The following is a 17361-nucleotide window of genomic DNA, read 5'->3' as shown; positions in this document are numbered from 1 at the left end:
GCAAATCCGATGCCCCACATGAAGACAAAGGCGGCCATCCTGCTACTGGGCCCGCTGCTGCTGGCCGGCTGTGCCGATCGGCTGGACCATCTGGGCAAGGCCCCCAGCATAACGCCGATCGAAAATCCCGGCCAGCAGGCCGAAGCCACCGGCGTCAGTATGCCGATGCCGCAGCGTTCCACCCAGCTGCGCCAAGCGGCATCGCTGTGGGAGGCGGATGCGCGCGGCTTCCTGCGTGACCTGCGCGCCACCAAGGTGGGCGATATCGTCACCGTGGTGGTGAACATGGCCGAGCAGGCCAAAATCAGCAACCAGACCACCCGGTCGCGCGCCGGCAGCGAGAAGACCGGCGTGCCCAATTTCCTGGGTCTGGAAAGTAAGCTGAAATCCGTGCTGCCCGACGCGGTGGACCCGCAAAATCTGGTGAACCTGAATTCCAGCGGCAGTTCCAGCGGCTCCGGTGCGGTGAACCGGCAGGAAAATATCTCGTTGCAGGTGGCGGCCGTCGTCACCAACGTGCTGCCCAATGGCAATCTGGTGATTGCCGGGCGGCAGGAAATGCGGGTGAATTACGAATTGCGTGAGCTGCGCATCGCCGGCGTCATCCGCCCGCAGGACATCACCACCACCAACACCGTCAGTTACGAAAAGATCGCCGAAGCCCGCATCGCCTATGGCGGTCGCGGCCAACTGACCGACCTGCAGCAGCCGCGCATCGGCCAGCAGGTGCTGGACGCGGTGCTGCCGTTTTAGGGTCGAACGCATTTGAAGAATCGCCGGCAGCGCCAAGGGGATTTCACCACCTGCCGCGGCCTCATCTCCCGTCACCCCGGCGCAGGCCGGGGTCCAGTTTCGCAGGGGAAAGTGCCTGTGATTCTGGACCCCGGCCTGCGCCGGGGTGACGGTGGAATAGACAAACACCCCCCATCCACAGGCCAAACCATGCCCCTGCCAAAGCTTGCCCTTCCCGCCCTGGCCGGGCTGTCCCTGTTTGTTGCCGGGGCTGCTGGCGGCTATTTCACCGCCCCGTCGGAGAAGGCCCCCGTGACGGTCGCCGACGGCGATGCCAAACCGGCCATGGGCGATCTGGGCACGTTGATCGTGCCGATCTGGCAGCATGGCAAGGTGGTGGCCTTCCTGGCCACGGAGCTACGCCTGGAACTGGCCCCCGGTAACAGCCCGGACACCATCCTGCCCCCCGTGCGCGACCGGCTGTTGAGCAGCCTTTATGAACAGGGGGCCAAGGGCCAGCTGGCCCCCAGCGGCATCCAACCCGCCCGTTTCAAGGCCGATCTGCTGCGGCTGGCGCAGGAGGTGGCGGGGCCCAAGGTCACCGGCGTGGAACTGGTGCGGCTGGTGCATCAGGAAAACCGCCGGGCCTGAGCGTGGGTTATCCACCACCCCCCTTTAGGCCGGCCGCCAATCCGCCCAGGTCAGGTCCAGATCGATGCTGTTCTTCTGGGTCAGCGCATGTTCGCGGAACAGGAATTCCGCGCGCGCGCCATCGCGGCTGGCGATGGCGTCGACAATGGCGTGATGCTGCTGGTGGGCATAAAACAGGATATTATACATGCCCTCCCCGCCGCGCTGCTGGAATGCCAGGCTGAGCGGGGACACAAAGGGCACGATATTGCAGCGCTGGGCAAAGCTGACCAGCAGCGGCCGCCCCGCCCCTTCCAGGATCAGCCGGTGGAACCGGTCATTCATCACGCCATAGCGCGCCTCGTCCTCTTCCTCGATCATGCGCTTGGCGAAGATGGCATCGCCCTGGGCCAGACAGGCGCGCAGGGCTGAAAGCAACAGTTCCGGCGCGCCGCGCTCGGCCAGGGTGCGGGCGGCCAGCCCCTCCATCACCGCGCGCAGCTCTATCGCCTCCACCGTTTCCTGTGCGGTGAAGGTGCGCACGGCATAGCCGCGCCGGCCCGATGCCACCAGCAGCCCTTCCTGGGCCAGGGCCGGCAGCGCCTGACGCACCGGCGTGCGCGACAGGTTGAGACGGTCGGCAATCTCCGTCTCCCGCACCCGCTCCCCCGGCGCCAGTTCCCCGCGCAGGATCATTTCCCGGATGCGCAACACCACGGTGGCCAACTGCTTGGCCGAGGCGGCAGGGCCGGCCGGCACGGGCGGAACGGTCAGGCTGGTCATGCGACAACCCCGGAAAAACGGAAACCGCCGGCGCTGACAGGCCGGCGGATGCTGAACGGTTGCATCATATCGCCCTTCACAAAACCCGGCAAACCGGAATCCGGGATCCATACTGGATCCAGAGCAGCATTTTTCAGCGATACGAACAGGACGTATTGACCTGTTTGGATCCAAAGCCATATAGTTCTGAGAAATAACAATATGCGCTTACGGGAGGCGATGGTGACGTCAGGTCTCAATGGCATCGGTATCTCGCCTGTGCTGGTGACGGGTTTTGCCAGGGGTTTCGGCCGCACCTGCCCCGGGGGTGCATCATGATGCTGGCCCCGGTAAGCGGCAGCGGCGGCCCCACGCCGAACTATCTGGAACAACGCTTGAAGATCAGGCACTTGCGCGCCATCGACGCCATCGACCGGCATGGCAGCCTGCTGGGTGCCGCCCGGTCGCTGCATGTCAGCCAGCCGTCCTTGACCCGCACCCTGCATGAGGTGGAAAGCCTGATGGGCGGGGAGCTGTTCACCCGCCATGCGCGCGGGGTGCAGGCGACGGCGATGGGATCCATGCTGTGCGAAACCGCGCGCGGCGTGCTGGGCCAGATTCGGCGGTTGCAGAATGATATGAGCCGGCTGGCCGATACGCGCAGCGCGTCGATCACCGTTGGTGCCCTGCCGGTGGCGGCGGCCGGCCTGCTGCCCGCCGTGCTGCGCGAATTGTGCGACCGGGCACCGGACCTGAATGTCAATGTGCTGCAGGGCCGGACGGAAGAGCTGCTGCCCCGGCTGTGGGCCGGCGATATTGACCTGATCATCGGCCGGCTTTACCCGCCCGACATGCCCGATGGGCTGATCCGCACGGTGCTGTATCACGAAGCCGTCTCCTTCATCGTGCGTGAGGGGCATCCGTTGCTGACGGAAAGCGACCTGTCGCCGGACAGCATTTCCCGTTATGGGCTGGTATTGCCAACGCTGACGCAACGGATTGAACAGGATGTGCAATCCGCCATCCAGGCCGCCCGGCTGAACCCCGCCCGCCAGTTGCGCATCAGTTCGATGAGCCTGGCGCGGGAACTGGCCAGCACCACCGATTTCGTGGTGGCGGTGCCGGCCATGCTGGTGGCCGATGAAATCCGCCGGGGCCTGTTCTGCCCGCTGGCCCTTCCGGCCCAGGGGACACGGCGTTCCGGCGGCATCATTTCCCGCGATCCCCCGCAATCCGGCCCCGCCCGCCTGATCCTGCCCATCCTGCGCAACCAGTTGGCCGAACTGCGCGAACTGGCAATTGTGGAGGCGTGAGGGCGGGAGCGCTCCCGCCTCCCGGCTTTCGCTCATCCCACATCAAGCGCGGACACCCTTCATTGCCTCCCCCGCGAAAGCGGGGGTCCAGGGGCCAGGGGAACAAAGCGTCGTGATGATCCCCCTGGACCCCCGCTTTCGCGGGGGAGGCACCGAGGAATGAGAGTTAAGCATCAAACCAACCGGAAATGAGGGGGCGCAAACGCCCCCTCACCGCACCACGATCAGCGCGTCCAGGGCCAGCGCCCCCTGGCCCTGCGGATAGGCGACGACGGGGTTGATATCCACCGCGGCCACATCCGGATGGGCCAGCATCAGCGCCCCCAGCTTGGTGACGATATCGGCCACCGCTGGCAAATCGACCGGCGGCGCGCCCCGGAAGCCGCGCAGCAATGCTGCACCTTTCAGCCGCAGCAATTCCGCCTCAATGGCGTCGCGTGACAGGTCGGGCGGCAGCAGGCGGACATCGTGCAGCGCCTCCGCCATCACGCCGCCCAGCCCGACCAGCAGCACCGGCCCCCATTCGGGATCATTATGGGCCCCGACGATCAGTTCGGTGCCGCGCGGCCCCATCTTTTCCACCAGCACCCCATCCAGCACCAGGCCCGGCCGGGCCTGGGCCAGCGCCCCGGTCAGCCGGGCCCAGCCGGCGGCCAGCGCCTGCGGCCCGTCCAGGTTCAGCACCACCCCGCCGACATCGCTTTTGTGCGACAGGGCCGCCGCCTGGGCCTTCAGCACCACCGGATAGCCGATGCGTTCCGCCGCCTGCTGCGCCTCGGCCAGCGATGTCGCCATGATGCCATCGGGCACCGGCACGCCCAGCGCCGACAGCACCGCCTTGGACCGGTATTCCGGCAAGGTGCCGGTATCGAAGACGAAACTGTCGCTGGCCTTGTCCGGCACCACCCGGCCCCGCCGATCCTGCGTCACCGATGCCGTCAGCCGGGCCAGCGCCACCAGGGCGCGTTCGGCGGTGGGGAAGAAGGGCACGCCCAGCCGGCGCAAGGCAGCTATATACTCCACCGGCACATCCGCCCCTTCATCCAGCCCGGCGAAGATCACCGGCTTGGAAGGCTTCAGCCGCTCCAACGCCGCCAGGATGGGCGGGAATTTCAGGTGGCAGGTGCCGGGATCGGTCAGGATGATGCCGAAGACGATGGCATCGTACCGCTCATCCTCCAGCAGCACGGTCAGGGTGCGGTCATAAAGACCGGGATCGACCAGGGCCTGGGCTGTCAAATCCAGCGGGTTGCTGGGCGGGATGAAATCCGGCAGCACTTGCCGCAACCCGCTATCCGTCTTTTCCGACAGGGCGGGCAGGGCCAGCCCCTCCGCCTCGCACAGATCCAGGGTCAGGGCCTTGAAGGCCCCGGATTCGGTCATCACCATCACGCCACCGGCCGGCGGTTGCGGGCAGCGATACAGCAGTTCGGTGATATCCAGCAGGCTTTCCAGCCGATCGGCGATCACCACCCCTTCATGGGCCACCTTGGTGCACATCACGGCATAATCGCCGGCCATGGCCCCGGTATGGGTTTCGGCAGAGGCGCGCGCGGCGGCAGAGCGGCCGGGATGCAGCAGCACCAGCCGCTTGCCCTTGGCGCGGGCCTGCCGGGCCAGATCCAGGAAGCGCCGGGGCTGGCGGAACTGTTCCACGATCAGGGCGATGGTGTCGGCGTGCGGGTCATCCAGCAGATAGTCGATATAATCCTCCACCCCGCTGGCCGCCTCGTTCCCGGTGGAAACGTAGTAGGAAAGCCCGACATCGCGGGCCAGCAGCCCCACCGACAGCACCGCCGCCATCGCCCCGCTCTGGGAGACGATGGCCACCCCCTTGCGGTCGCCCAGCCGGATGGCCGGCACATCGGTGAAGGTGAGGAAGGCCCCATCCAGATAATTCACCAGCCCCAGGCAGTTCGGCCCTTCCACCACCATGCCATATTCACGGGCGATGTCGCGGATGCGCGCCTGATCGGCGCGGCCCTGTTCACCCGCCTCGGCAAAGCCGGCGGAAAAGATGATGACGCCGCCGACACCGCGCTTGCCGCAGGCTTCCAGCACCTCCAGCACGGCAGCGCGCGGAATGGCCAGCACCACGCAATCCACGCCCTGGGGCAGATCATCCACGCTGGCGACACAGGCGCGCCCGCTGATCTGCGCGTGCTTGGGATTGACCAGATGGATGGCGCCGTCAAAGCCGGCACGCTCTAGATTGCGCAGCACCGCAGAGCCCAGCGCCCCCGGATTGGGCGAGACCCCGACAATGGCGACGGAGCGGGGGCGCAGCAGCCGCTGCACGGAAAAGGCAGGTGACGGGTTCATGCCTGGGTTCCTCCAAAGAACAAGGGGGCGTTCGCCCGGTTTTTGGTTTTGCAGTGCGTCAGCAGAGAGCAAAGGAGCCTCTCGCCCTTTTGTGCTTCCCCCGCGGAAGCGGGGGAGGCAGCAAACAGCTTCAAGTGTTTAGCCCTTAAAGGGGGCGTTCACCGCCGATACGCCTGCAGCCCCGGCTTGATCGACTTCTCATCCAGGAACTGGCTCATGCCCTTTTCCCGGCCCTTTTCCTTGTCGCGCCCGATGGACTGGTCCACCTTGGCGTACAGGTAATCCTCGTTCTGTTCCCAGGTCAGTTCGCGGCAGCGCTTGAAACCATGCTTGGCGGCGCGCAGGATCACCGGGTTCTTGTCCAGCAGCTTGGCGGCCAGTTCCACCGTGCGCGCCTTCAGCTCCGCCGCTGGCACGGCGTAATTCACCAGCCCCATCTCGGCCGCCTGCCGGCCGGTGAAGGTGTCGCCGGTCATCACATATTCCAGGGCCTTGCGATGGCCCACCGTGTCGGCCAACGCCTTGCTGACCAGATTGCCGGGCGGAATGCCCCAGTTGATCTCTGACAGGCCGAACACGGCATCTTCCGCCGCCACCGCCAGATCGCAGGCCACCAGGGGAGAGAAGGCGCCGCCGAAGCACCAGCCATTGACCATGGCGATGGTGGGCTTGCCATAGAAGCGCAGCACCCGCCATTGCCAGTTGGAGGCATCGCGCCGCACCCGTTCCTGCACCACATCCGACTTGCCGTCGGTTTCGCGGAAATATTCCTTCAAATCCATGCCGGCGGACCAGGCCGTACCCTCGCCCGTCAGCACCACCACCTTCACCTGTTCATCCAGTTCCAGATCGTTCAGCGCTTCCAGCATTTCCCGGTTCAGGGTCGGGCTCATCGCGTTGCGCTTTTCCGGGCGGTTGAAATAGAGCCAGCCGATCCCCTGATCGTCCAGATCCACCCGCACCGTCTGCCAGCGATTCTCGTAGCTTGCCATTTCCGTTCACTCTCCTCAGACGCCCGCCCCATTTGTTTTTCTGTCGGGGCGGGCTTTATTGTTTTGAAAGGTCGCGCGTTAGACCGCTCAGAACGGCTTAGGCGAAGGCTTATCCTCCACCGTCACCCAGCGCCATTGGGTGAACAGATCCCAGTTGGCCGGGCCGCCCGTATTGCCACCATTGCCAGAGGCACCGCGCCCGCCGAACGGATTGAAAATCTCGTCGCTGACCGTCTGGTCATTGATATGCAGGATGCCGGAATTGATCTTGTCGCCAATGGCCAGGGCGCGGGCCAGATTGGGGGAGAAGACGGCAGACGACAGGCCATATTCGGTATCGTTGGCGATGCTCACCGCCTCTTCATCGCTGCCAAACGGAATGATGTTGGCCACCGGGCCGAACACTTCCTCCCCATAGGCGCGCATCCCCGGCTTCACGCCGTACAGCACGGTGGGGCGATAGAACAGGCCCTCAAAACTACCGCCGGCGGCCAGCTTGGCCCCCTTGGCCACGGCATCCTGCACGATGTCATGCACCCGGTCGCGCTGGCTGGCGCTGATCAGCGGACCCAGGGCGACATTATCGGTGGCAGGATTGCCCACCGGCAGGTGGCTGGCCTTTTCCGCCAGCCGGGCGGCAAAGGCATCGGCAATCCGCTCCTGCACCAGGATGCGGCCGGACGCCATGCAGATCTGCCCCTGATGCAGGAAAGCCCCCATGGCGGCGTTGGAGGCGGCTTGATCCACATCCGCATCTTCCAGCACGATCAGCGGGCTCTTACCGCCCAGCTCCAGCGAGGCGCGCTTCAGCAGCCGGCCACAGGCCTCCCCGATGGCACGCCCGGCGCGGGTGGAGCCGGTGAAGCTGATCATCCGCACCAGCGGATGTTCCACCAAGGCCTCGCCCACATCCACCCCACCGGGCAGCAGGTGGAAAACATCGGCAGGCAGGCCCGCCTCCTCAAACAACCGGGCCAGCACCACGCCGCCGGAAACAGAGGTGCGCGGATCGGGCTTCAGGATCACGGCATTGCCGGTGGCCAGCGCCGGGGCCACGGCACGGGCGGCCAGGATCAGCGGCACATTGAAGGGGGAAATCACGCCCACCACCCCATGCGGCACCCGCTTGGCATAGCTTTGCCGACCGGTGATGGAGGGCAGCAGCAGGCCGCGATTTTCCCCCAGCATCCCCGCCGCCTGATGGAAGATGGCGATCGTCTCGTTGATTTCCAGTTCCGCCTTGGGCCGGATGGAACCGGTTTCCCGGATGATCCAGCCGATAATCTCCTCGGCCTGTTCCCCCAGCAGGGTGGCCACCCGCAGCAGGATGGCAATCTTGGTACGCTCCGGCGTGGCCTGCCAGCGCTTCTGCGCCTCATGCGCCCGCTGTGCGGCCACCGCCACATCGGCGGGGGTGGCGGCACCCAACTGGCCCAGCGTCTCACCGGTCGCCGGCTCGGTCACTGTCAGCGTGCCCGCCGTGCCGGCGTTCCAGCCGCCCAGGAACAGTTTGCCCGTCCAGCGCCGGGGGGCCAGGAAAGTCTCAGTCGCCTTGTCCGTCACCGTTTCCTCCGTCCTTATCTTTTTGGGGGGGGCGGCTTGCTCAGGGTGCGTCCTGCAAGCTGCCCTTCATCAGCAACGATCCCTGTCGGGACCGGAAAAGCCAGTCCTCGCCCTGGCGCACCAGTTCATCGTCAAACCCGCCGACCAGCAGGCTGACCGGCCCGCCGGCCACGGGGCTGGTGAACAGGATGATCTGGCTGCGGGCCTGGGCGGACTGCCCGTCCGCCAGCAGATCAATCTCGATATTGGCGGCCAGATGCCGGGTCAGGCGCGGCGGCCGCGCCTTGAACGAAGCCAGAATGGCCGCCCGCCCGATGATCGGCTGGTCCGGCGTTGTCGGCCGGGCAAAACGCCCGTCGGGCGTGAACAGCGCCGCCAGCGCGTCATAATCCCCAGCGTCATTCAGGCGGATAAACTGATGGATCAGCCGGGTGATGGCCCGTTCCGCCAGCAATTCTTCCAGCAGTGCCGTCTGCATCACCACGGCCCCCTTTAATCCACCGCCAGCCAGCGGCGCAGGGCCTGGGTGACGGCAACGGGGGCCTCCATCGGTGCCATGTGGCCACTTTCCTCAAAAATCTCCAGCTTTGCCTGGGGAATGGCGTCGGCCATGGCCTGATGCTGGGCCGGCGGGCTCCAGCCATCCTGGCGGCCCACGCCCAGCATCACCGGGCAGCCGATACGTGACAGGCCGGGCCCGGCATCGGGCCGGTTCAGCAGCGCCCGCACCTGCCCTTCATAAATTTCCGGCGACATGCGTTCCACCATGTCGGTCAGCACGCCCATGAATTCCGGATCTTCCAGCCGGTCGGGATGCACCATCGGCGGCAGCCAGCGGGCGGCCAATGCCGTCATCCCCTCTGCCTTGGCCAGATCGATCAGCACCTGGCGCTTTTCCGGCTCGCCCGGCTGCGGGCCGTGGGTGCCGGTATCCAGCAGGCCCAGCCGGTCCACCCGGTCGGGCCGCTGGCGGATGATTTCCAGCGCCACCCGGCCGCCCATGGAATGGCCAGCCAGGGCAAAGCGGGCGGGGGCGTCGGCCAGCACCGCCTGCGCCATGGCGTTCAGGCTGTCGAAGAAGCGGAAATCGGGGATACGTACCTCATGCCCGTCGGCAGTCAGCGCCTCGGCCTGATGTTTCCAGACGATCCCGTCACACAGCAGACCGGGCAGCAGATAAATGACGGAGCGGGGGGCAGCCACGTCGCACACCTTGACGTTTGCGATCCGGTCCATGAACTGACCGTTGATCCGACTTTCCCCCGAAAGCCCCCGCCCGTCTTATCGCGTTTCCGCACGAAGCTATAACCTTTGTTGATAGGCATCGCCCAGCCGCCCGTTCTATCGGGTTTGGTTATAGCTTCGTGCCAAAACGGGATAAGACGGCAGACGTTTTTTCCCCGACATTCCGATCATCAATAACCGGGCCCGCCACAAAGCCCGGACCCCAAGGGAGGATCAGGAATGACACGAGGGCGCAACACCCGGACCCAAAGCCTTGCCCTGGCCACGGCCGGCACCCTGCTGGCACTGCTGGCGCTGCCGGCCGCCGCACAGGACCAGATTGAAGAAATCATCGTCACCGCGCAGAAGCGGTCGGAAAATGTGCAGGATGTGCCAATCGCCGTCAGCGCCTTTTCCGCCGAAGCGCTGGAGACCAAGGGCATCACCGATGTGCAGAACATCGCCGCCATCGCCCCCAACATCAATCTGGATGCCGGTTCGCCGTTTTCCGGCTCGCCCTCGGTGCTGTCCGCGTCCATCCGGGGTATCGGTCAGGATGATTTCGCCTTCAACCTGGACCCTGGTGTCGGGGTCTATGTTGATGGTGTCTATCTGGCGCGCACCACCGGCGCCAATGCCGACCTGATGGATGTCGGTCATATCGAGGTGCTGAAAGGGCCGCAGGGCACCTTGTTCGGGCGCAATACCATTGGTGGCGCCATCAGCATCGTCACCCGCCAGCCGGCCGAACAGTTCGGCGCCACCGCCTCTGTCACCGGCGGCAGCCTGAACCGGTTCGATGTGGGCGTGGCCGCCGATGTGCCGCTGACCGATACGCTGTTCAGTTCCTGGGCCTTTTCATCGAAGAAGCGTGACGGCTATCTGAAGGTGGAGAAATTCCCCGGCACCGCCGGCACCGTCACCGACCTGACCCCGCTGCACCGCGCCGGGTCCGGCACATCCGACCGGCAGGGCAATATTGACAGCCATACCGCCCGCGGCAAGCTGTTCTGGAAGGGCAATGGCAGCGTCACCAACACGCTGAGCTTTGATTATACCCGTGACCGTTCCACCACCACCAACAACCTGCTGGCCACCAACCCCGCCGGCGGCCTGCTGGCCATCTATAACCTGTGCGTCAGCAACCCGGCCCCGGTGATTGCCGCCATCAGTGCCGCCCCCGGCAACCCCAATTTCACCAATGCCTGCGTGGTGCCGCGTGCGGTGGTGGGCACACCGCTGACCGGTGCCGGCACGCGGCTGCCCTATGATAACCGGTTCCTGACCAAGGATATCGACAAGACCTATGGCAGCAATCTCAGCTTCTCCCGCCTGCAGACCTTCGGGTTCACCAATACGCTGGATTGGGACATTGACGATGATATGGGGCTTAAATCCATCACCTCCTACCGCCGCCTGCTCTGGTCGGCGGGGCTGGATGCCGATGGGTCACCGCTGAACATGGCCGACCTGTCCTTCACCATGAAGCAATATCAGGTCAGCCAGGAATTCCAACTCACCGGTACGGCGCTGAGCGACAAGCTGCATTATGTCTATGGGCTCTATTACTTCAACGAAGGCGGCAGCCTGCATGATTTCGTCACCTTCAACGAAGGTCTGCTGCAACTGGATGGGCCCAACACGCTGGAAACCAGTTCGGCCGCTGCCTATACCCATCTGAATTACAAGCTGACCGACAAGCTGGGCCTGACCGTGGGTGCCCGCTATACCTGGGAACATAAGACGTTCGAGGGCGCGCAGTCCGACCTGAACGCGCTGAATTACAAGCTGTCGGGCTGCTATCCGGTGTCGGAAGCCTGCCGCGCCGCCCTGGGCTTCCCCGTGCCGGGCCAGCCGCTGCGCTATTACCCGGCCGGGGAGAATGAGAAGACCTATTACATCTTCACCCCCCGCCTGGGGGCGGAATACCACATCACCGATGATGTGATGGGCTATGGTTCCTGGTCCAAGGGCTTCAAGTCCGGCGGCTGGACAACGCGCCTGTCCAACCCGCTGTCCACCGCCCCCGGTTTCGGCCCGGAAAAGGCCGAAACCTTTGAATTGGGCGTGAAATCGGAACTGCTGGATCGCCGCCTGCGCCTGAACGTGGCGGGTTTCCGCACCGATTATAGCGGCATCCAGCTGAACTTCCAGGAAGGCGTTTCGCCCACCCTGCGCAATGCCGGTGAGGCGCGGATCTGGGGTGGGGAAGCCGAGTTCCAGGCCCTGCTGGGCAATGGCTTCACCCTGGATGGCACGCTGGGTTACCTGCACGCCCGCTATCAGAAGGTGGATCCCGGCGCTCTGGGCGTGACGCTGGACAGCCGCCTGCCCAAGACGCCGACACTGAAATTCAGCCTCAGCCCCTCTTACACGGCCGACCTGCCCAACGACGCCACCCTGCGCTTCGGTGTGGATTATACCCACACTGGGGCCATGTATAATGACAGCGCCAATACGGCGCTGCTGCGCCGTCCGTCGATCGACATGGTCAACCTCTCCGTCACCTATACCGCACCCGATGGGCGCTGGTCGGCCACGGTGGGCGGCACCAACATCACCGACGAACGGTACCTGACCACCGGCAACCAGAATGATGCCGCCGGCGCCACCTTCGGCAGCTACAACGCCCCGGCCCAATGGTACGCGACGTTGAAATATAAGTACTGATCCAGAAGTCCCCAGCTTTACCCGGCCAACTGGCTGCGGCATCGGCCCCCCGCCGATGCCGCTTTTTTTGTCAGGCCGCCGAGAGGATGGCGTCGCGCGCGACGCTGACACCGGTGGAAAGGTCGAACTTCGTCTCCCCATCCGCACGGCGCACGCGGGTGACCGTGGCATCATAGGTAACGCTGGTGCCCGCTACGGACTTGCCGGCCTCGTCCTTGGCAGCAACGACAACAGTATAAGTGCCGTCAGCCAGCTTCACCCCGTCAGATGTCTTGCCATCCCAGGACAGGTCATAGGTGCCGGCGGTGTGGGCGCTACTGAAGCTGCGCACCACAGCCCCATCAGCATCGACAATATTCACGCCCACACTGGCCGCTCCCTTGGGCACGGTATAACGGACAGCCAGCTTGCCATCCTTCAGGCCCACCTTGTCGCCCTCCACCTCTACCTTGCGGCCGATATAGCTGAGATCGATCCGTTCGGAGGTGGATTTCAGCTCCGTCAGCACATCGCCAAGCTTGCCGTTGGACTGGACCTGCTGTTCCACGCTGGAAAACTGGGCCAGCTGCGCCACCCATTGCGTACTGTCGGTAGGCTGCATGGGATCCTGATTGCGAACCTGGGCCACCATCAGCTTCAAGAAGGCGTTGATGTCGGCCGTCAGCTGGGTCTGGGCGGTTTTGCCGGTGGTTTGACCGCTATCATTGCCGTTGATGCCAGAAACACTCATGGCCATCTTCCTTTTCAGATCTGGATATCGACAAGGCTGTCGGAGGTGTAAAGGGTCGGTGACAGGGGATCGGCGGCCGGCTCAGCCGCCGCCAGACCATAGGCCAGCCCGCCACGCCGGTTGCCGGCCTGGGCTTCAGCCCACTGGCCCGCCCCGTCACGCAGGGAGAATTGCAGGCCGCCACCGGAGAGCTGCAGCCCACCCTGTTCCACCGCGCGTTCCAGCAGGCGGGCATCACGCTGCAACAGGTCCAAGGTGGCAGGGCGTTCGGCGGCGATATGGGCCGTCACCCGGCCATCCTGCAATTCCAGCTTCACCTCCACCCGGCCCAGCGTCTCCGGGTCCAGCCGTACAGTCAGGGTGGTCCGCCCTTCGGAAACGGCCTGTTCGATGCGGCCGGTCAACTGTGCCGCCGGGGACAGGTGGCTGACGGATGCGCGGTGCACTGCCTGCGGGCCGGTGCCGGTCGCCACCTCCCGCGTCGCCTTCACGGCGGTGGTGGCAGTCTGATCTATCGGGAAAGCCGATACCGCCGGTTCGGGCAAGGGATCGGGACGGGCAGCGGCGACAGGGGCCGGCACGGGTGCAGGCTGTTCAACCGCGCCCTGCGGAGCGGGGCGCAGGGCACCGGCCGGATCATCACCGTCGGCCCCCTTGCCAGATTTGACGGGTGCGGGAACGGCGGAAGCGTCCCCCAGCCCCGGCAGCTCCGTCGCCCGCGGATCGCCATCGGCGGTGATCGGTGCGGCAGCCCGCGCGGGCCGGAGACGCGGTGTATCGGCGGGTGCCGACACTGCCGGGGGAACCGCAACAGCGCCCCCGGCGGGCGCAACGACAGCTGTCGCCACGGCAGCAGTTTCGGCAACCGCTTCGGCAATGGGACTACTGGTGATCGGTGCCTCCGCCGTCCCCGTCAGCGGTGGCGGCACTTGCCTGTCAGAAGGGGCAACGGCGCTGGACGTCGCCTTTGCCACCAGACCCCTTTGCTGACCCACCACCCGTTCGGCGGGCGCCGTGACAGGGGTGGGGGAGCTGTCGGTGACCGGTTGCTGGCCACTCATCACCCGGGGTGCCACCGGCGGGGCGACGAGAGGGGTGGATTGCGTGTCAGGCACGAGGGCCGGGGTTTCCGGCTGAATCCCGGCGACAAGTGGTGGCGGGGCGCTGACGGGCAGAGATCCGGGCAACAATGACGCTGGCTCCAGCCCCTCAGCCTGGGGCGGGATGGCAGAACCCGCCGGCCATTGCGGCGGGGACATCGCATCGGAAACGGGAATAGCCGGTGCAGCCGGCATGGACGGGATCGGTACCACCGGCACAGCGTCACCGGGCGGGGTGCTGGCGGCCGGCAGCGTCACCGGGCGGATATCCAGGGACGCGTCGGTCCCCGCCGGGGTCGGCTGCGCCAAGGCTGGCTGCGGCGCGGGTGGCCATCCGGCCAGTTGCATCAAGGCGGCGGCCAGGGAGGCTCCCTCCGCCGTCTGATCCGGCCGGGCCGGCTGCGGCGCGCTGTTCTTGCCGGGCGCGGTACCGGTGGAGGAGACGCCATCCGGCGCCGGTGCCGCGCCCCCCAGCAGCGATGCGATCAGCGCATCAAAACCCGCCCCGGATGCCGGCCCGGCCGCGCCAGGGAGGGTGCGGCCGGGGGCGATGGCCCCCCCTTCCAGGGAAACAGCAGGAACCGGTATGGCGTTCAGCGACGGCATCAGCCGGCCTCCCCCTGGGACAAACAGCGATGGTGATTGAACCATGGGGGGATTAAGGCCGGTTTTAAGCGGGACCGCTGCCGGTCTGTGCGATCAGAAGCGATAGCGCAGGCCGGCACCATATGTCGCCGGTTCCCCCACCAGCCGGGCCGCCCCGTTCAGTTCGGGGAAATAGACCTTGTCGGTGATGTTGCGGCCGTAGAGATAAACCGTCCAGTCCCCCGGTGCCGTCAAGTCCAGGCGGGCATTCAGCAACGTATAGGCCTTGGCCGTATTGTTGGGCAGGGCGTTCAGCCGGTTGCTTTCCTTGCCATGGTGGGACAGGTCGATCCGGCTGCCCAGCACCCAGCCGTCAAACAGGTCGAGATTGTGGATCAGCGCCACATTGGCGGTGATGTCCGGGGCGCCGGGCAGCGGGTCGCCCACCGTGGCCAGCACATCGGCGATGCGCTTGGAGGTGAACTGGGTGATCTTGGTATCCAGATAGGCGGCCGACGCCTTCAGGTCCAAACTCTGCCCGTCCAGCCGCAGCAGCCCCGCCTGTACCGATGCCTCCACCCCGCGCGACCAGGCACGGCCGACATTGGTGCGGCCGTTGGTATCGTTGGCCAGCCGCGTGGTGGCCTGCAAATCCTTGAACCAATAGCCGAACCCGTCCAGCGACACCCGGATGCGATCGCGCGTCCAGCGCACCCCGCCTTCCACCGACTGCACGGTTTCCGACTTGAACGGCAGCGTCTCTTCATAGGTGAAGATGGAGGTGCCGTCGAACCCGCCGCCGCGATAGCCGGTGCCATAGGAGGCAAACAGGTTCAGCTCCTCATTGGCGAACCATTGCAGGGTGACGCGGCCGGACAGATTGTCATCATCAAAGGCGCGGTCCCAGCGGAACGGGCTGGTGGTGCCGAAGCTTTTGGCGAAGGTGGAGATGCCCCAGGGGTTCAGGTCGATATTGCTGCCCTGGAAATCGGCATTGTCGCGCGTATAGCGCAGACCCAGCGACAGGCGCAGGCTGTCAGAGATGTTCCAGTCGCCCTGGCCGAACAGGGCCATGCTGTCACGCGTCTGCGAATAGGGGGACTGATAGACCGACAGCACGGTGAAGCTGGTCCACAGACTGTCGAAATCCACATCATCGCTGACATAGAAGGCACCCAGCAGCCAGTCGAACGTCCCGCCCCGGTCATCGCTGATCCGCGCCTCGAAAGAGACTTGGCTCAAGCGGTCGTCAAATTCGAACTGATATCCCGGATAGGGCGTGCCATCGCCATTGCCGCCGCCCTTGCGGGTGCTGTCCTGCCAACCGGCCAGCACGGTCAGGTTCAAATTATCGGCCAGCCGATGTTCCATTGTGCCGGACAGGCCCTTCATGTCGATATGGTGCCGGTAATATTGCGCCGTATAAAAACGATAGGGATCGGCATCCTCCCCCGCATTCATCTGCGTATTGTCCTGGGCCAGGGCCAGCCGGTCATATTGCCTTGTATCGCCGCGGTCGCGGCTGCCGAAGGCCTTGATCGTCAGGCTGGTTTCCTCGGCCAGTTGCAGGGCGATGGTGCCGCGCGCGGCGAACAGATCCTTGTCGCCAAACCCGTCGCGGGTGCCGGGGTCGCTGATGGCCGGCACCTGGGTCTGTACCTTCCCCCCGACGGAAGGGCGATATCCGGCCAGCCGGCCCGCCCCCATGCCTTCCATGAAGCCGCCGCCCTGTTCACCGAAAACCGCCAGCCGGATACCCACCTTGTCGGAAACGGGGCCGCCCACGGCCGCCTCAAACCCGGTATAATCATGGCTGCCGGCCTTCAGATCGACATAGCCTTCCAGCCTGTCGCCCGGCCCCTTGGTGATGGCATTGATCACGCCCGCCGTGGTGTTGCGGCCATAAAGCGTACCCTGCGGGCCCTTCAGCACCTCGATCCGCTCCAGATCGAACAGGGGCGTGCCCAGATAGGCGTTGGAAGTCTGGTAGATGCCATCGACATGCAACGCCACCGAGGGGTTGCCATTGGGCTTGTAATCATCGGCCCCGCCGATGCCCCGGATGGAGAGCAGCCCGTAATTGGCCCCGCCGAACGCGTAATTGATGGACAGGCCCGGCACCTCATCCACCAGCCGGGTGAAATCGGTGACGCCGCGCTTGGCCACCTCTTCCCCATCCATCACCGCCAGCGCGGCGGGCACGAATTCAATCGGCTCGGCGCGCTTCTGCGCCGTCACCAGGATTTCCTCCAGCACCAGCGGTTCCGCCGCCGCAGGGGCCGCGGCGTGGGGTGCGGCGGCGGGGTGGGGCTTGGCCTTGGGGGCCGCCGGGGCGGGGGCGGCCGTCAGCGTGACGGAGCCATCGGCCTCCACCACGGCGCGCAAGCCCGACCCGGCCAGCATGATATCGATGGCGGTGGTGAAATCTGCCACCTTGTCGATGGCGACGGAGCGGCGGCCCTGCACCATCTCCGGCGTGAACAGCACATTGCGGCCCGACTGACGGGCCAGCGCCATCAGGGCGGCGGACAAATCCTGTGCCGGCACGCTATAGCCGGGCTGCACCCCCTGCCCGACCTGCGCCATGGCGGGCAGCGACAGGCTGCCCGAAAGAATGGTGCCCGCCAGCAGGCAATGGTTCAGCATACGTGCAAACATCTATTCCCCCGTCATCACTCTATCCGGTCTCGCCCGGTGACAAACAGAGACGCAGGGGACACAGAGATTCCGGGATTACT

Annotated in this window: 13 protein-coding genes; 4 read left to right on the top strand and 9 right to left on the bottom strand. The window is 65.5% G+C overall.

Features of this window, described 5'->3' with window-relative positions:
• Positions 1-9 precede the first annotated feature (9 nt).
• Positions 10-753, top strand: coding sequence for a flagellar basal body L-ring protein FlgH (flgH, locus tag PCJ49_RS15595; protein WP_269911731.1), 744 nt, complete (start codon positions 10-12; stop codon positions 751-753).
• A gap of 189 nt (positions 754-942) precedes the next feature.
• The gene (locus PCJ49_RS15590) at positions 943-1383 is read left to right on the top strand and encodes a hypothetical protein (RefSeq protein WP_269911730.1); all 441 of its coding nucleotides are present in this window, start codon (positions 943-945) and stop codon (positions 1381-1383) included.
• A gap of 24 nt (positions 1384-1407) precedes the next feature.
• On the opposite strand, the gene PCJ49_RS15585 is transcribed toward PCJ49_RS15590, so the two are convergent.
• A complete protein-coding gene (locus PCJ49_RS15585; RefSeq protein WP_089288312.1) occupies positions 1408-2145 on the bottom strand; it encodes a GntR family transcriptional regulator in 738 nt (245 codons plus the stop codon).
• A gap of 314 nt (positions 2146-2459) precedes the next feature.
• Here PCJ49_RS15585 and PCJ49_RS15580 point away from each other — a divergent pair, with 314 nt between their 5' ends.
• Positions 2460-3437 carry a LysR substrate-binding domain-containing protein gene (locus PCJ49_RS15580; RefSeq protein WP_089288185.1) on the top strand — a complete coding sequence of 326 codons (978 nt, stop codon included), beginning with the start codon at positions 2460-2462 and terminating at the stop codon, positions 3435-3437.
• 210 nt (positions 3438-3647) lie between these two features.
• On the opposite strand, the gene PCJ49_RS15575 is transcribed toward PCJ49_RS15580, so the two are convergent.
• The 5 genes from PCJ49_RS15575 to PCJ49_RS15555 form a co-directional block, all read right to left on the bottom strand.
• Entirely contained in the window at positions 3648-5759 is a 2112-nt protein-coding gene (locus PCJ49_RS15575) for an acetate--CoA ligase family protein (RefSeq protein WP_269911729.1), read from the bottom strand.
• Positions 5760-5917: 158 nt separating this feature from the next.
• Positions 5918-6751, bottom strand: a complete 834-nt coding sequence (locus tag PCJ49_RS15570) for a p-hydroxycinnamoyl CoA hydratase/lyase (protein ID WP_269911728.1) — start codon at positions 6749-6751, stop codon at positions 5918-5920.
• Positions 6752-6838: 87 nt separating this feature from the next.
• Positions 6839-8314: a benzaldehyde dehydrogenase gene (locus tag PCJ49_RS15565; RefSeq protein ID WP_269911727.1), complete on the bottom strand. Its 1476-nt coding sequence runs from the start codon at positions 8312-8314 to the stop codon at positions 6839-6841.
• A gap of 40 nt (positions 8315-8354) precedes the next feature.
• Positions 8355-8792, bottom strand: coding sequence for a nuclear transport factor 2 family protein (locus PCJ49_RS15560; protein WP_269911726.1), 438 nt, complete (start codon positions 8790-8792; stop codon positions 8355-8357).
• 14 nt (positions 8793-8806) lie between these two features.
• A complete protein-coding gene (locus PCJ49_RS15555) occupies positions 8807-9550 on the bottom strand; it encodes an alpha/beta hydrolase (RefSeq protein WP_269911725.1) in 744 nt (247 codons plus the stop codon).
• A gap of 228 nt (positions 9551-9778) precedes the next feature.
• On the opposite strand from PCJ49_RS15555, the gene PCJ49_RS15550 reads away from it, so the two are divergent.
• Positions 9779-12208: a TonB-dependent receptor gene (locus PCJ49_RS15550; protein WP_269911724.1), complete on the top strand. Its 2430-nt coding sequence runs from the start codon at positions 9779-9781 to the stop codon at positions 12206-12208.
• Between the two features lie 70 nt (positions 12209-12278).
• On the opposite strand, the gene PCJ49_RS15545 is transcribed toward PCJ49_RS15550, so the two are convergent.
• The 3 genes from PCJ49_RS15545 to PCJ49_RS15535 form a co-directional block, all read right to left on the bottom strand.
• Positions 12279-12938, bottom strand: a complete 660-nt coding sequence (locus PCJ49_RS15545) for a flagellar hook assembly protein FlgD (protein WP_269911723.1) — start codon at positions 12936-12938, stop codon at positions 12279-12281.
• Positions 12939-12952: 14 nt separating this feature from the next.
• Positions 12953-14644 carry a flagellar hook-length control protein FliK gene (locus tag PCJ49_RS15540; RefSeq protein ID WP_269911722.1) on the bottom strand — a complete coding sequence of 564 codons (1692 nt, stop codon included), beginning with the start codon at positions 14642-14644 and terminating at the stop codon, positions 12953-12955.
• 93 nt (positions 14645-14737) lie between these two features.
• The gene (locus tag PCJ49_RS15535; RefSeq protein ID WP_269911721.1) at positions 14738-17281 is read right to left on the bottom strand and encodes a TonB-dependent receptor; all 2544 of its coding nucleotides are present in this window, start codon (positions 17279-17281) and stop codon (positions 14738-14740) included.
• Positions 17282-17361 lie beyond the last annotated feature (80 nt).

Origin of the sequence: Niveispirillum sp. BGYR6 (genome assembly GCF_027568365.1) — a bacterium.
GTDB lineage: Bacteria > Pseudomonadota > Alphaproteobacteria > Azospirillales > Azospirillaceae > Niveispirillum.
The sequence above is the reverse complement of the archived record's forward strand: the minus strand, read 5'-3'. Positions and strand labels throughout refer to the sequence as shown.